Annotated in this window: 13 protein-coding genes; 2 read left to right on the forward strand and 11 right to left on the reverse strand. The window is 48.6% G+C overall.

Annotation, left to right across the window (positions count from 1 at the left end; all coding sequences use genetic code 11):
• Positions 1–31: 31 nt before the first annotated feature.
• The gene (gene dkgA / locus AYY16_RS17205; protein WP_067369442.1) at positions 32–856 is read left to right on the forward strand and encodes a 2,5-didehydrogluconate reductase DkgA; all 825 of its coding nucleotides are present in this window, start codon (positions 32–34) and stop codon (positions 854–856) included.
• A gap of 474 nt (positions 857–1330) precedes the next feature.
• Here dkgA and AYY16_RS21575 read toward each other — a convergent pair whose 3' ends face one another.
• From AYY16_RS21575 to ribF, 10 genes are all read right to left on the reverse strand, one after another.
• Positions 1331–1717, reverse strand: coding sequence for a YadA C-terminal domain-containing protein (locus tag AYY16_RS21575; RefSeq protein ID WP_067369443.1), 387 nt, complete (start codon positions 1715–1717; stop codon positions 1331–1333).
• A complete protein-coding gene (locus AYY16_RS17215) occupies positions 1686–2603 on the reverse strand; it encodes a hypothetical protein (protein ID WP_067369444.1) in 918 nt (305 codons plus the stop codon). Before AYY16_RS17215 ends, AYY16_RS21575 begins: the two co-directional genes overlap by 32 nt.
• Before the next feature lie 205 nt (positions 2604–2808).
• Entirely contained in the window at positions 2809–6036 is a 3228-nt protein-coding gene (gene carB, locus AYY16_RS17220) for a carbamoyl-phosphate synthase large subunit (protein WP_067369446.1), read from the reverse strand.
• Positions 6037–6051: 15 nt separating this feature from the next.
• Positions 6052–7191, reverse strand: coding sequence for a glutamine-hydrolyzing carbamoyl-phosphate synthase small subunit (gene carA / locus AYY16_RS17225; RefSeq protein WP_067369449.1), 1140 nt, complete (start codon positions 7189–7191; stop codon positions 6052–6054).
• A 433-nt stretch (positions 7192–7624) separates the two neighbouring features.
• Entirely contained in the window at positions 7625–8440 is an 816-nt protein-coding gene (gene dapB / locus AYY16_RS17230) for a 4-hydroxy-tetrahydrodipicolinate reductase (protein ID WP_067369452.1), read from the reverse strand.
• A 175-nt stretch (positions 8441–8615) separates the two neighbouring features.
• Positions 8616–9566, reverse strand: coding sequence for a 4-hydroxy-3-methylbut-2-enyl diphosphate reductase (gene ispH, locus AYY16_RS17235; protein WP_067369455.1), 951 nt, complete (start codon positions 9564–9566; stop codon positions 8616–8618).
• Between the two features lie 303 nt (positions 9567–9869).
• The gene (fkpB, locus tag AYY16_RS17240; RefSeq protein ID WP_067369458.1) at positions 9870–10301 is read right to left on the reverse strand and encodes an FKBP-type peptidyl-prolyl cis-trans isomerase; all 432 of its coding nucleotides are present in this window, start codon (positions 10299–10301) and stop codon (positions 9870–9872) included.
• A gap of 64 nt (positions 10302–10365) precedes the next feature.
• Complete coding sequence (gene lspA, locus AYY16_RS17245) at positions 10366–10914, reverse strand: signal peptidase II (protein WP_067369461.1); 549 nt, start codon at positions 10912–10914, stop codon at positions 10366–10368.
• A gap of 3 nt (positions 10915–10917) precedes the next feature.
• Entirely contained in the window at positions 10918–13731 is a 2814-nt protein-coding gene (ileS, locus tag AYY16_RS17250; protein ID WP_067369464.1) for an isoleucine--tRNA ligase, read from the reverse strand.
• Positions 13732–13758: 27 nt separating this feature from the next.
• Positions 13759–14703 carry a bifunctional riboflavin kinase/FAD synthetase gene (ribF, locus tag AYY16_RS17255; RefSeq protein ID WP_067369467.1) on the reverse strand — a complete coding sequence of 315 codons (945 nt, stop codon included), beginning with the start codon at positions 14701–14703 and terminating at the stop codon, positions 13759–13761.
• Between the two features lie 350 nt (positions 14704–15053).
• On the opposite strand from ribF, the gene rpsT reads away from it, so the two are divergent.
• Positions 15054–15314 (forward strand): 30S ribosomal protein S20, encoded by a 261-nt coding sequence (gene rpsT / locus AYY16_RS17260; protein ID WP_067369660.1) that lies wholly within the window; start codon positions 15054–15056, stop codon positions 15312–15314.
• Positions 15315–15372: 58 nt separating this feature from the next.
• Here the strand turns inward: rpsT and nhaR are convergent, their stop codons facing one another.
• Positions 15373–16302, reverse strand: a complete 930-nt coding sequence (gene nhaR, locus AYY16_RS17265; RefSeq protein WP_067369469.1) for a transcriptional activator NhaR — start codon at positions 16300–16302, stop codon at positions 15373–15375.
• Between the last annotated feature and the right edge of the window lie 73 nt (positions 16303–16375).

Genomic DNA, 16375 nt, shown 5'->3' on the forward strand with positions numbered 1-16375 from the left:
AATATCTTTAACATTTATTACCGGAGGTAACATGAATAAACCCGCACTAATTACCTTATCTGATGGTCATTTAATGCCGCAGCTGGGATTAGGTGTCTGGAAAGCCGGTAACGATGAGGTGGGCGTTGCTGTCAGCACCGCGCTGGAAACCGGCTACCGCCTGATTGATACCGCTGCGATTTATCAGAATGAAGAAGGTGTCGGTGACGCGCTGAAATCCACAACGGTTCCCCGTGATGAACTGTTTATCACCACAAAATTATGGAACAGTGATCAGCAGCACGCCCGTAAAGCACTTGAAGAAAGTCTGAAAAAATTACAGCTCGATTATGTGGATCTCTATCTTATCCACTGGCCCGCTCCGGCTGCGGATCACTATGTCAGTGCCTGGGAGCAACTGATTGAGCTGCAAAAATCGGGACTGACCCGCAGTATCGGCGTATGTAACTTTGATGTCGGTCATCTGCAACGCATTATCCATAAAACCGGCGTGAAACCGGTGCTTAATCAGATTGAGCTTCATCCGCTTTTACAGCAGCGTGAATTGCAGGCATGGAATGCGACTCACTCTATCCATACAGAGTCCTGGAGCCCGCTGGCACAAGGTGGCAAAGGTGTGTTCGATACAGAGATAATTCAGTCGCTGGCAGCAAAATACCAGAAAACACCGGCACAGATAGCTCTCCGCTGGCATTTGGATCGCGGATTGATTGTTATCCCGAAATCAGTCACCCCGATGCGAATTCAGGAAAATTTTAATGTCTTTGATTTCCGGCTTGAGAAAGAAGAACTTGCTCTTGTTCAGCAGCTCGATACCGGAACGCGCTTAGGGCCAGAACCAAAAGAATTTAATTAATTACATTATTAATTATAATTTAAAAGTCATTGATAATATTTTTATCGATGACTTTTTATTTTATTTTATTAAAACATCAAGCATTTATTTACCCGATAAAAAAAGGGAAGTATATCAATAATTGATATACTTCCCAAAGCATGGCAAATATAGCAGGAACAATTATTTCAAATGCAGTAAGACCTGTCATTTTTATAAATTATTACCTGCCTGTTAAAAAACAACCCAAAAAGCCAATTTGAAAGGAGGAGTATATATACCCAACGTCATTCAGGATGCAGCAAACGAACCTGCGGTTTGAATAAGTAAAGGTATATACCCAACATCATTCAAGATGCAGGAAGGCGGCAAGAGAAGATAGACGGTGAACATACATCAGTATGTGACCCGGCTAGCTGAGTACAGCCAACGAACCTGCGGTTTGAATGAATAAGGGTATAAAGAACATGACTATTCAGTCACCATCACACAGCATTACCACTCAAGGTTAACTGCCATGTTGTACATCACATCGTTTGAACCGGTGTATGAAACACCCGTTTTCATCGCGATGTTCTCGTTGAACCGGTAGCCGGTTCCCACAGCCACTGCCTGGGTGGAGTTGTATCCTCCCATCGCTGCCGTGATATTCAGTTTTCCGATACCGTATGGCTGGAATAAACCATTCAATGCCGCATTAGCAGCAAGACCATTATCAAGGCGTTCATTGGTTTCCCGCAGGTCATTTTCCAGACCACGCAAGTCCTGACGATTTTTCAGCATATCGAGGGCATTTTTCTCGATTTTCACTGTATGTTGATCAATATCTTTTCTGTTCCCGGTGGCTACGTTACTTGTGATATTTGCTTTTTTTAGATGCATTACTAACCCGGGTATTCAGCGCATCAACGTCTGCTTCCAGACTGGTTGTGGCATCCATAATTACGGCTGTAACCACTTTTGCTGATTCTATTGTTTTTTCCACTTCCAGAACAGCAAACTCAGTTTGATCGGCCTGACGCTTCAGAGGCTCAATCTGAGTGGTCATATACTCGTCATACTCATTCATTTCATCTTTAATCATACCGGGAATGGTGCCGATAAGCATATTATTATGCAGCGATTTTCGCGCGGTAATATCCAGTTGGATATCTAACTGCTGTGCTTTGTCTTCTAATGATTCTGTACGTTGCGCTAAGGGTAAAACCTGATTTTCCAGTGCAACAGATACATGGCTGCCAACCTCATTTTTTACCAGTTCCGGCAGTACATGTCCGGCATATTCAGGTAATTTTTCTTCAAATACAGAAACCTGCTGTTCTATTGCGGTTGAGACACGATAGTCAATCTCGTTTCCGACCAGCCCGGGCAGAACACTGTTCACATATTCAGGAACCTGGTTCTCAGTGATATCTACCATAAATGTCTTTATTTGCTGATGGGTATTATCGACCAACTCACCGATTGATGTAATTTTATCATCCAGTTTACCAGACTCATCCATAGCGATTCGCTGATTTCGGGTAATCTCATCCTGTAGTCCACCCAGAAATTCGTTATTTTCTCTGATATTTTGCCCCAGATAGTCAATCGTCTGGCGTAATTCAGAAACGCCTGCCGCACGATCACCATCTGATTTTTTCTCCAAAAATCTTACAGGGTAATCATGGTACAGCGAATTAAATCTGACTTCTGTTACCTTATTTCCTGTATCTGCTGCGTGAACAAATAAGGGTGCAATAATTAACGCTAATAAACTTTTTTTCATGTAATTATCCTGATAGGGAGAGGAATGAATTTCAATAGAATATATCTCTGTTTATAACAAATAAAAATAAACAGAATATAAACATAAAAAAAAAGCAAAATAGATAATTAACAGACTAATTTAGATTTAATATAATAGAGTTTAATTATACGCATATAAAATAAGAAACCCGCCGGTGGCGGGTTTCTTATTTCACTTAATCACTTTATTTATTTTTAATCTGGCGGTGCATTTCCTGTACTGAAATAACCCTGTCTGTCGGATCCATATTCAGTGACAAGGTTGTGGCAAAACCACCGTTCATCGTGGTGTCATAATGCACTTTGTATCTCAGGGCACTGCGGCGGATAACTTTAGAGTCTTCAATTGCCTGACGACCTTCCGTTGTATTCACGATGTAATCGTATTCGCCGTTTTTAATTCTGTCCTGAATATGCGGGCGCCCTTCATGCACTTTGTTAACCAGGCGCGGATTAATGCCCGCTTCGCCCAGCACAATTGCCGTGCCGTGAGTCGCATCCAGTTCAAAGCCCTGTTTCAGCAACTTCGCCGCAAGATCTACCACCCGAGCTTTATCCCCTTCGCGGACAGAGAGCAGCGCACGACCTTTCTTTTTCAGGGATGAGGAACTGCCGAGCATTGCTTTGGCAAAGGCTTCCGCAAAGGTGCGCCCCACGCCCATCACTTCACCCGTTGAGCGCATTTCCGGTCCTAAAATCGGGTCAACACCCTGGAATTTATTAAACGGCAGAACCACTTCTTTAACCGAATAGTATGGCGGGATAACTTCTTTTGTTACGCCCTGCTGTGCCAGTGTTTGTCCTGCCATTACGCGTGCTGCTACTTTTGCCAGCGGCACACCGGTGGCTTTTGAGACAAACGGGACAGTACGCGCCGCACGCGGGTTTACTTCTATCAGATAAACTTCGTTATCTTTTACCGCAAACTGAGTATTCATCAGCCCGCGCACACGCAGTTCCATCGCCAACTTTCTGACCTGGTCGCGCATTACATCCTGAATCTCCTGACTCAGTGTGTAAGCCGGTAAAGAGCATGCAGAGTCACCTGAGTGAACACCCGCCTGCTCGATATGCTCCATAATACCGCCAATCAACACCTGTTCACCGTCACAGATAGCATCCACATCGACTTCAATCGCATCATCCAGGAAGCGGTCGAGCAGCACCGGTGCATCATTTGACACACTCACTGCGTTCTGAAAGTAACGACGCAGGTCGGTTTCATCATAGACGATTTCCATCGCCCGCCCGCCCAGCACATAAGAAGGACGCACCACCAGCGGATAACCAATCTCTTTTGCACGTTCAACTGCCTGCTCAATATTGGAAACGGTCGCATTCGCCGGCTGCTTCAGCCCTAAGCGAACCACCGCCTGCTGAAAACGCTCACGGTCTTCAGCGCGGTCAATCGCATCCGGACTGGTACCGATAACCGGCACACCTGCCGCTTCAAGGCTGCGCGCCAGTTTCAGCGGAGTTTGTCCGCCGTACTGAACAATCACACCGGCCGGTTTTTCAACCCGTACAATTTCCAGCACATCTTCCAGGGTTACCGGCTCAAAATAGAGACGGTCCGAGGTGTCATAGTCCGTGGAAACGGTTTCCGGGTTGCAGTTCACCATGATAGTTTCATAGCCGTCTTCGCGCAGCGCCATGGCGGCGTGGACACAGCAGTAGTCAAATTCAATTCCCTGACCGATCCGGTTAGGTCCGCCGCCGAGGATCATGATTTTCGGTTTATCATCATTCGGCTGTGCTTCGCACTCTTCTTCATAAGTCGAGTAAAGATAGGCCGTATCTGTTGCAAATTCTGCCGCGCAGGTGTCTACACGCTTGTACACCGGCCAGAGCTGATAGCTGTCACGCAGTTTGCGGATTTCAGTTTCCGCGACACCGACCAGCGTTGCCAGGCGGGCATCCGCAAAGCCTTTGCGTTTCAGGTGACGCAGAAATTCCGGCGTCAGCCCGTTAACACCCACTTCTGCCACCTGCTCTTCCAGGCGCACCAGTTCTTCGATTTGTACCAGGAACCAGCGGTCAATATTGGTCAGATTAAAGACACCATCGACAGACAGCCCGGCACGGAAGGCATCCGCGATATACCAGATACGCTCAGCGCCCGCTTCTTTCAGTTCGCGGCGAATTTTTGTCAGTGCATCCGGCTCATCCGGATTCACTTTCGGATCAAACCCGGCAGCACCGACTTCCAGACCACGCAGGGCTTTTTGCAGCGATTCCTGAAACGTGCGCCCGATTGCCATCACTTCACCGACAGATTTCATCTGGGTGGTAAGACGGTCATTGGTACCGGCAAATTTTTCAAAATTAAAGCGCGGGATTTTTGTCACAACATAGTCGATGGAAGGCTCAAACGACGCCGGTGTCAGCCCGCCGGTAATGTCATTCGACAATTCATCGAGAGTATAACCAACCGCCAGTTTTGCCGCGATTTTTGCAATCGGGAAACCGGTCGCTTTTGATGCCAGCGCCGACGAGCGGGAAACACGCGGGTTCATCTCGATAACAATTAAACGTCCGTTTTTCGGGTTTACCGAAAACTGAACATTTGAGCCGCCGGTTTCAACACCAATCTCACGCAGCACCGCCATCGAGGCATCGCGCATGATTTGATATTCTTTATCTGTCAGTGTCTGCGCCGGTGCTACCGTGATGGAGTCGCCGGTATGAATCCCCATCGCATCAAAATTTTCAATGGCACAGACGATAATGCAGTTATCGTTTTTATCGCGCACCACTTCCATTTCATACTCTTTCCAGCCAATCAGTGATTCATCAATCAGCAATTCATTGGTAGGAGAGAGATCCAGTCCGCGCGTACAGATTTCTTCAAATTCTTCACGGTTGTAAGCAATACCGCCGCCGGTGCCGCCCATCGTAAATGACGGGCGGATAATGCACGGAAAACCAACTTCATCAGTCACCGCGAAGGCTTCTTCCATCGTGTGTGCGATACCGGAGCGCGCAGTGTCCAGCCCGATTTTTTTCATTGCGATGTCAAAACGGCGGCGATCTTCTGCTTTATCAATCGCATCGGCAGTAGCGCCAATCATTTCGACGCCAAACTCCGCCAGCACACCATGACGTTCCAGTTCCAGCGCACAGTTCAGTGCCGTCTGTCCGCCCATGGTCGGCAGCACCGCATCAGGGCGCTCTTTCTCGATAATTTTGCGCACGACTTCCCAATGGATAGGTTCGATATATGTCGCGTCCGCCATTTCAGGGTCAGTCATAATGGTCGCCGGATTGGAGTTCACCAGCACAACACGGTAGCCTTCTTCGCGCAGCGCTTTACATGCCTGCGCGCCGGAGTAGTCAAATTCACACGCCTGACCGATAACAATCGGACCAGCGCCTAAAATCAGGATGCTTTTAATATCAGTACGTTTTGCCATTTTTCCTGCTCCTGATTAGTGACGGGCGTTTTTCATCAACTCAATAAAGTGGTCGAACAGCGGTGCGGCATCATGCGGGCCGGGGCTGGCTTCCGGATGTCCCTGGAAGCTGAATGCCGGTTTATCATTGCGGTGAATGCCCTGCAATGTGCCGTCAAACAGTGATTTATGTGTCACACGCAGCGTATCGGGCAATGTTGCTTCATCTACGGCAAAACCGTGGTTTTGCGCGGTGATCATCACCACACTCTTTTCAAGATCTTTGACCGGATGGTTACCGCCGTGGTGACCAAATTTCATTTTGATGGTTTTTGCACCACTGGCGAGCGCCAGTAACTGGTGTCCCAGACAGATGCCGAACAGCGGAGTATCGGTTTCTAAGAAGCTGCGGATAGCGTCAATAGCATAGTCACACGGTGCCGGGTCACCCGGACCGTTGGAGAGGAAAATACCGTCCGGTGCCATTTTCAGCACCTCTTCCGCCGGGGTCTGTGCCGGGACAACGGTCAGTCGGCAACCTCTGTCCACCAACATCCGCAGAATATTGCGTTTAGCTCCGAAATCGTATGCCACAACATGAAACGGCAGTTCATCTGTGTTTTTATCCGCAGGCAGACCACCTTCCAATGTCCATGAACCCTGAGTCCAGGTGTACGGCTGACGGGTTGTAACTTCTTTCGCCAAATCCAGTCCGTTCAGACCACTGAAACCCTGTGCGTTCGCCAGCGCCAGTGCGGCGTCCGGGTGTTCTCCGGCAATAATACAGCCGTTCTGTGCGCCTTTTTCGCGCAGTAGACGGGTCAGTTTACGGGTGTCGATATCAGCAATGGCCACCACATTGTGGCGTTTCAGGTAATCAGACAGGTTCTCTTCACTGCGGAAATTGCTGGTGATCAGCGGCAGGTCGCGGATTACCAGACCCTGAGCATAAACACCTGAGGATTCTTCATCAGCACTGTTAGTGCCGGTATTGCCGATATGGGGATAAGTGAGAGTGACTATCTGGCGGGAATAAGAGGGGTCGGTAAGAATTTCCTGATACCCCGTCATCGAGGTATTAAAAACAACTTCACCGGTGACGGTTCCCTCAGCGCCGATAGCGCGCCCGTGAAATGTGGTTCCGTCTTGCAGAACCAGGATCGCTGACTTAAACAAAACACCCTCCGGAAGAATAATAAATCACATTTAATGCATATTAATTCATAATCGGGCTATAAAGCAATGCCGGAATGCACTTTTAATCAAATTTCGGCAAATTGGGCGCATTCTAAAGATCCAATGGGCAGTTGTCCAGAAAAAAAAATGTTTTTTTATCGACTTTTAATCATCATGACAAAAAAATCAGCGATGATGACAATAACATTATCTTATCAGAGGGTTTAAGCTGAATTTTGTATGACATTAATGAAAAAACGAAGAAAGGGAAGGAAAAAGATAACAAAGGGCAGAAACAGGTATAAAAAAAAAGACAATAACAGAGGATATCTGCTTTATATACCAATCTAACTATAAAAATAAATAAAAAAGCAATATCAGCAATTATTTTAAATTAATTGCTGATTTATCAATAAAATAAAAATAGGATTAATTATAAATCATCAAGATTAAGTACATCTTTCATATTAAATAACCCTGATTTTTTATCACTTAACCAAACAGATGCCTTTACTGCGCCATTTGCAAAGGTCATCCGACTGGATGCCTTGTGGCTAATCTCTACGCGCTCACCAATATCTGCAAACATAGCGGTGTGCTCACCCACGATATCGCCGGCACGGACAGTTGCAAAACCAATACTGTGACGCCCGCGCTCCCCGGTATAGCCTTCACGGCAATACACCGCGCAATCTTTCAGATCACGTCCCAGCGCACCGGCTATTGATTCTCCCATCGCAAGTGCTGTGCCGGATGGTGCATCCACCTTATGGCGGTGATGTGCTTCAATGATTTCGATATCGGTATAGTCGCCCATCACTTTGGCTGCTTTTTCTAACAGTTTCAGGACTAAATTGACACCAACACTGAAATTTGCCGCAAAAACGACAGGGATCTGCTCTGCTGCCTGCACAATAGCGGCTTTTCCTGCATCATCAAAACCGGTGGTACCGATAATCATGCCTTTGCCATATGTCGCACAAAATGCCAGATGTGCCAGTGTGCCTTCCGGGCGGGTGAAATCGATAAGGACATCAAAGTTATCCTTCTGACTGTTCAGGTCAGCGGTCAGCGTGATCCCGTTATGTCCGATCCCCGCCAGTTCACCGGCATCTGTCCCGGTAAGTGATGATCCTTCGCGCTCAAATGCCGCGCCCAACACCACATCATCACTCTGTGCAATCGCCTGAATTAACTGCCGTCCCATGCGGCCTCCGGCACCGACAACCGCTACCCGTAATTTACTCATGTTGTTATCCTCAGTTTTTATCTGTGTACCGGCAGATTAGCGGGAGTCTGTGATCATTACCAGTTACCTGCTGTTATCATCAGAAAATCACAATATTGCCCGCGGATTATCAGTAAAACTGTATTTCCCCGGTTTCAGGCAAAAAAAAGCAGAACCTGCGTTCTGCTTCGTCGTATCAGACTTCTTTAATATCTACCCGCAACTCTTTCGGTACCTCAAAGATAATGTTCTCTTCGCGGCCTTCCAGTTGCCGGACATCATCTGCACCCAGTTCCTGCAAACGACGGATCACCTGTTGTACCAGGACATCCGGCGCAGAAGCGCCTGCGGTCAGCCCGATAGTGTCCACACCCTTCAGCCAGTCAGGTGAAATATCATCTGCGGAATCAATCAGGTAGGATGGTTTTCCGACCCGCTCAGCCAGTTCGGCAAGGCGGTTGGAGTTTGACGAGTTTTTTGAGCCCACCACCAGCACCAGATCGGCTTTTCCGGCCAGATCGCGCACCGCTTCCTGGCGGTTAGTGGTTGCGTAGCAGATATCATCTTTGCGCGGTCCGATAATCTTCGGAAAACGGGCATTCAGGGCATCAATAATTTCAGAGGTATCATCAACGGACAATGTGGTTTGCGTCATAAAGCTGAGATTCTCCTCATCTTTGACCTGCAATTTCCACACATCTTCCGGGGATTCCACCAGATACATGCCGCCTTCCGGGTTACTGTACTGCCCCATTGTCCCTTCCACTTCCGGGTGTCCGGCGTGGCCGATAAGAATCGCTTCTTTGCCTTTACGGCTGGCGCGGGCAACTTCCATATGAACTTTCGTTACCAGCGGACAAGTGGCATCAAACAGCATAGTGAGGTTGCGGGAGCGGGCTTCCTGGCGGATCGCCTGCGACACACCGTGTGCGGAGAAGATAAGGATAGCGCCATCCGGCACTTCCGCGATTTCTTCAATAAAAATCGCCCCGCGCTCACGCAGATCATTCACCACATAACGGTTATGCACGACTTCATGGCGGACATAAATAGGTGCGCCATACAGTTCAAGTGCCCTGTCCACAATACTGATAGCACGGTCAACCCCCGCACAAAAACCCCGTGGGTTTGCCAGTAAAATACGCACGTTCAGCCTCCGGAACATCACCCTGACGGGTAATAAAACAAAAAATCAACATTTACGCAATACTATACCAGAGCGGCTACTCTGACCGTAATGCTAATTGTTGCTATACCCTTATTCATTCAAGCTGCAGGTGCGTTGGCTACACTCAGCCCGCCGGGTCACATACTAGTGTATGCTCCCCGTCTGTCTTCCCTTGCCGCCTTCCTGCATCTTGAATGACGTTGGGTATATAACCTTTATTCATTACTCATTCAAACCACAGATTCGTTGGCAGCATCCTGAATGACGTTGGGTATATACGAATTATTCAGTGACTTCACGGACAACAATGTCAAACGTGATGTCCTGCCCGGAAAGAGGATGATTGAAATCGACTTCAACAGACTCATCCGAGACAGATTTGACAAGTCCCGGCATTTCACTGCCGTTCATGGCACCAAACAGCATAATTGTGCCGATTTCAGGTAAGCCTGTCTCTGTAAAATCAGACGGGGAGAAAAATTGAATAAGCTCCGGACTTGGCTTGCCGAAAATAGTCTCACCGGGCAGCGTGAAGGTTTTTTTATCCCCGGCCGACAATCCGAGCAGCTCCAGTTCGAGTTCCGGTGACAAACTACCGTCACCCAGGCGAAACAGTGCCGGCTTACCCTGTGCTTCAGTGGAGTCTGCAACGGAGCCATCCGCCAGCTTTAAGGTGAAATCCAGTAATACGCTGTGATGTTTTTCTGCCTGCATTATTATCGCTCTTTGTCTTTATATCAGATAAAAAATATCCGCCGGAAGGCGGATATTTTCTTAATCAATCAGATGATGGTGTTTTGCTTTCCGGTTTGTCTTCCGGCTTATCTACCGGTTCAGCGTGCTTCTTACCATCCGGAATAAAGCTTTCGATGATAATCAGCCCCGCCCCGATGATAATCCAGGAGTCCGCCAGGTTGAATGTCGGCCAGTGCCAGTCACCGACATAAAAATCGATGTAATCCACCACAAAACCGTGCATCAGGCGATCGAGTAAATTACCGATAGCCCCGCCGATAATCAGTGCGTAGGCAATATTGCTGATTTTATTGCGCGCACTGGTGCGGTACATCATCACTAACAAGGTGACGGAAATACCGATTGCCACGACTGTGAAGAACCAGCGCTGCCACCCGCCCTGTGAGGCGAGGAAGCTGAATGCGGCACCATAATTGCGAACATAGGTCAAATTAAAGTACGGGATCAGCGGTGAGGATTCATGCAGCCCGAAATTCGATAATACGAGCTGCTTCGAGATGATATCCAGCACCAGAACCAGTACAGAGAGCCATAACCAGCGCAATCCGGTCGAACACAGTGTTTTTTTCATTTATCAGGCAAACTTACGTTCTTCACCGTTTCCGGCTACGTTAGTGACACAGCGACCGCACAGTTCCGGATGTGCACTGTCCTGACCAATATCAGTGGTGTAATGCCAGCAGCGCGGACATTTACTGCCTGCCGCTTTATTAAAGCCGATGCGCAGACCGTCCAGCTCACTGTTTACGGCACTTTCAGGTGCATCAGACAATGGTTTCACATCTGCCTGAGAGGTCAGCAACACAAAGCGCAGCTCGTTATCCAGGGTATTGAGTTTCGCAGCTAATGCATCATCTGCATACAGTGTTACTGCCGCTTCAAGTGAACCGCCGATCAGTTTGTCCGCACGCGCCTGCTCCAGCACTTTATTGACTTCGCCGCGCACCGCCAGCGGCGTTGCCCAGTAATCATCATTCATGCTTTCATGGTCGTTCAGACCAAACAGACCGTCATACCACTCTTCGGTAAAGACATACTGCGCACGTTTGCCCGGCATCACATTCCAGATTTCATCTGCCGTGAAGGACATGACCGGTGCCATCCAGCGCACCAGTGCCTCAACAATGTGGTACAGCGCGGTCTGGCAGCTGCGGCGCGCCAGTCCGTCACTTTTCGCAGTGTACTGACGGTCTTTGATGATATCCAGATAGAATGAACCCATTTCAACCGAGCAGAACTGCATCAGACGCTGAACAACTTCATGAAAATCATACGCTTCATATGATTTAAGCATATCGTTCTGAGCTGCAAGCGCACGACCCACCGCCCAGCGGTCTGCCACAATCATCTCTTCCGGTTTCACCATGTCGGTTTCCGGATTGAAACCATTAAGGTTTGCCAGCAGGAAACGCGCAGTATTACGGATACGGCGGTAAGAGTCAGCAGAGCGCTTCAGAATTTCATCTGAAACGGCAATTTCACCGGAGTAGTCCGTTGATGCCACCCACAGACGCAGGATATCCCCGCCCAGCTTGTTCATCACATCCTGCGGGCTTACTGTATTCCCCAGGGATTTAGACATTTTGCGTCCCTGACCATCGACGGTGAAGCCGTGAGTCAGTACTTCGCGGTAAGGCGCTTTGCCTTTCATCGCAGTAGACAACATCAGTGAAGACATAAACCAGCCGCGGTGCTGATCCGATCCTTCCAGATAGATATCCGCAGAATTGCCATGGAATTCAGGGCGCACATCAATCACAGAGGAATGTGTTGATCCTGAGTCAAACCAGACATCCAGGGTATCCGGCACTTTTTCATAGATATCAGCGTCATCGCCCAGCAGGTCACGCGGGTCAAGATCCCACCATGCCTGGATTCCGTGCTCTTCCACACGTTTGGCAACCGCTTCCATCAGCTCTAATGTGCGCGGATGCAGCTCCTGAGTCTCTTTATGAACGAACAGGGACATTGGTGTGCCCCATGTGCGCTGACGGGAGATACACCAGTCAGGGCGGTTTTCCACCATTGCGGTAATACGCGCTTCACCCCAGCCCGGGATCCACTTCACGCCTTTGATTTCACTCAGTGACTGTGAACGCAACCCATTGATATCCATTCCGATAAACCACTGCGGCGTGGCACGGAAGATAACCGGCGTTTTGTGACGCCAGCAGCACGGATAACTGTGAGAAATATTTTCGCTGTGCAACAGCGCACCCTTCTCTTTCAGAAGATCAAGGATAATGTCATTGGCTTTCAGTACAAACACGCCATCGAGTGACGGATACGTTCCGTTCACATAACAGCCGTTCGGACCAACCGGATTGGCCGTTTCCAGACCGTATTTCTGACCGATAACATAGTCATCAGGACCATGGCCGGGCGCAGTATGAACCGCCCCGGTACCCGCTTCCAGTGTAACGTGGTCGCCCAGAATAGCCGGAACATCAAAGCCCATAAACGGATGATTAAAGCGCAGCAGTTCCAGGTCACTGCCTTTGCAATCTGCCAATACAGTCCAGCTTGTGATACCGGCGCGTTTCATGACGCTTTCAACCAGCTCAGCTGCCAGGATAACCAGTTCGTCATTAATACGGACTAACTGATAATCAAATTCCGGATTCAGTGAAATAGCGCGGTTCGCCGGTAATGTCCACGGCGTGGTGGTCCAGATAACCAGTGACAGCGGCAGACCTTCGTTTCTCACACCGAATTTGGCGCAGACAGCATCTGCATCAACTGCCGGGAAGCGCACATCAATCGATGGTGAGGTTTTGTCGTAATATTCGACTTCCGCTTCTGCCAGAGAAGAGGCGCACGAAGTACACCAGTGAACCGGTTTTGCCCCTTTCACCAGATGACCATTGGCAATCACTTTTGCCAGTGCGCGGATAATATGGGCTTCTGTTTTGAAATCCATCGTCAGATACGGATGATCCCAGTCGCCCAGCACACCTAAGCGGATAAAGTCAGCTTTCTGACCTTCGATCTGCTCTTTCGCGTATTCACGACAGGCAGCACGGAACTCAGCCGGGGAGACTTTGTCGCCCGGTTTGCCGATAAGCTGTTCTACTTTATGTTCAATCGGTAAGCCATGGCAGTCCCAGCCCGGAATATACGGGGAGTCAAACCCTGACATGCCTTTGGATTTAATAATAATGTCTTTGAGAATTTTATTTACTGAGTGACCAATATGAATGCTGCCGTTTGCATACGGAGGGCCGTCATGCAAAATAAAGGTTTTTTTACCTGTTTTGGCTTTACGGATTGCCTGATACAAACTGTCTTTGTACCAGCGTTTCAGCATATCAGGTTCGCGCTTTGCTAAGTCCCCGCGCATCGGGAATCCTGTTTCCGGAAGATTCAGGGTATTTTTATAGTCACTCATCAGTTTCTCAGTTCCACTATTATTCCGTTAAACACATAACGAGGGATGCAATTGTAAGAATTCCCTTGCCGCAATTTCATCCTGTGCGATTTGCGCTTTCAGCTCATCAAGCGAGGCAAACCGCTGTTCATTTCGTAATTTTTTGCGTAATACAACATCCGGATGCTGCCCGTATAAATCCATGGCAACATCAATCAGATGTACTTCCAGTTGTCGCTCTTTACCCTGCACTGTCGGACGGGAGCCGATATTAGCCACACCCGGAAGGGGTTTCGGTCCGAGACCGTAAACATCCACCGCATAAACACCGCTGACCGGTGCGGTCAGGCGTTTCAGGGGAATATTGGCGGTCGGAAACCCGATTGTGCGCCCGAGTTCGTTGCCGTGAACCACCCGCCCGCTGATACGGTACGGATGCCCGAGCAGCGCTTCGGCCTGCGCTAAATCATCACATTCCAGCGCACGGCGGATAGCCGTACTGCTGATCCGCGTGCCGTTATCACAGAAACTTTCTGTGCTGCGCACGGTAAAACCAAAGCGTTTACCCGCTTCACATAACCCGGCAAAATCACCCTGCCGGTTTTTTCCGAAGCGGAAATCGTCCCCGACCACCAGAAATTTCACACCCAGTTGCTCAACCAGCAGGTGTGAGATAAAGGCTTCCGGCGTCAGCGAGGCAAACTGTTTATTGAATTTAACACACAATAAGTAGTCCGCACCGTAGTGTGCAAGATATTTTACCTTATCGCGCAGGCGGGTCAGGCGTGCCGGTGCTTTATCAGGCGCAAAAAATTCCGGCGGCTGCGGCTCGAAGATCATGACGACCGACGGCAGCCCCAGACGTTGGCCTTCTTGTGCCAGATGTGACAGTAATGCCTGATGCCCGCGATGAACACCATCAAAATTACCAATAGTCAGCACGCATCCGTGATGTCGCGCGCGAATATTATGAGTACCGCGAATTAGCTCCATAGCAGGCTCAATACAGTCAAAATTAGCCTGATTATACCTTGTCCGCCGCGTGAGGTTAACCCACTATTACTGTTGAATCGCGAATTCTCTGTATGAAAAGCGATACATCCGCCTCCCGGGATACCGAAAAATACTTTTTTCATCAGAATGTTGTCTGTCGCGTGACTTTTTTCGGGGGAAAGACTGTATTCCCGCAGAGTAAACTGATAAAATCCCCGCCCATCACAACGTACATTTGCGTCGCTGTACAACGACGCTTATTTGCACAAATCCATTGACAAAATAAAGTTGAGCAGGCATATTCCTCCACCTTTGTATTGTCCTCGAAGAATATATTTGGGAGTTGGACCTTGGCTAATATCAAATCAGCTAAGAAACGCGCCATTCAATCTGAAAAACGTCGTCAGCATAACGCTGGTCGTCGTTCGATGGTGCGTACCTTTATCAAGAAGGTTTACGCTGCTATCGCCACCGGCGATAAAGAAGCTGCTCAGAAAGCATTTAATGATATGCAACCACTTGTGGATCGTCACGCTGCTAAAGGCCTGATCCACAAAAACAAGGCTGCCCGTCATAAGGCAAACCTGGCTGCTCAGATCAAAGCAATGTAATCTGTATGCAGACATAAAAAAACCGGCTTTTGCCGGTTTTTTTATGTCTTTTTTTTGTCTAATCGAGCAAAACACCCGTCTCAACAGACTGTGAACCGCTGAACAGTGCAGAGAAATCCTTATTACAGACCCGCTGAACTGCCGGGTGTTGGATCATCCGCTCTGCAAAAATCACGTAATACTCTTCTTTGATGGTATCCACCGTGCCCAGTTCCACAATGTCACTGTCAGCAAAAATTCCGTTGGTATAGAGTGATGGCGCCACAAAAATGGCATTGTGATACATGCCGAAGGCTTTCATCAGCGCGGCATCATCAAACTCGCCCAAAATTTCCACTTCCAGATTTTTATTGCGTATCCATGTCAGCAACTGACGCCCCAGCATGGAACGCCTGCCGGGTACCAGCAGGCGGCGCTCTTCCAGACAGGCGGGAAAAGGCTTCTGTGGTGCGGGCTGACGGCAGAAAAAGCTCATACTGCATTCACCCAGCTTGACTGAAAATAACCCTTCCTGCTGAGTGGAATCCACCGGACAATCAGACAAAATCATATCCAGTTTATGCTGGCTGAGCTGTTCGAGCAGCATTTCATGGGTAGATTCAAAGCAGCGCAGATGAATTTGTTCCTGCTCCACAACCGCCGTTTCCAGAACTTTACTGACCAGTCGTTTTGACAGAGCATCAGCGACGCCAACATCAAACAACAGATTAGATTCCCGGCTGTAGGTGACAATATCCAGCATTTCCTGGCTCAGCATAAACATTTTATCCGCATAGCGGAACACCAACTGCCCCAGCTCTGACGGGACGAGTCCCCGGCCCTGTCGTTTAAACAGTTTGCCATCCAGACGCTCTTCCAGCGCTTTGATTTGTCCGGTGATTGTCTGCGGTGTCAGGTAAAGGGCTTCTGCCGCCCCCACCACAGAGCCTTCTTTGCAGACATGCCAGAAATAATAGAGGTGATTGTAGTTTAAATGGGAGACGCGCATAGTTTTTCCCGACACGTACCTTATCTTTTTATGATGGTTAACTCGGAAATTCTGTTGTATTCACCGGCCGGGA

Source organism: Morganella psychrotolerans (assembly GCF_001676155.1).
GTDB classification, from domain to species: Bacteria; Pseudomonadota; Gammaproteobacteria; order Enterobacterales; family Enterobacteriaceae; genus Morganella; species Morganella psychrotolerans.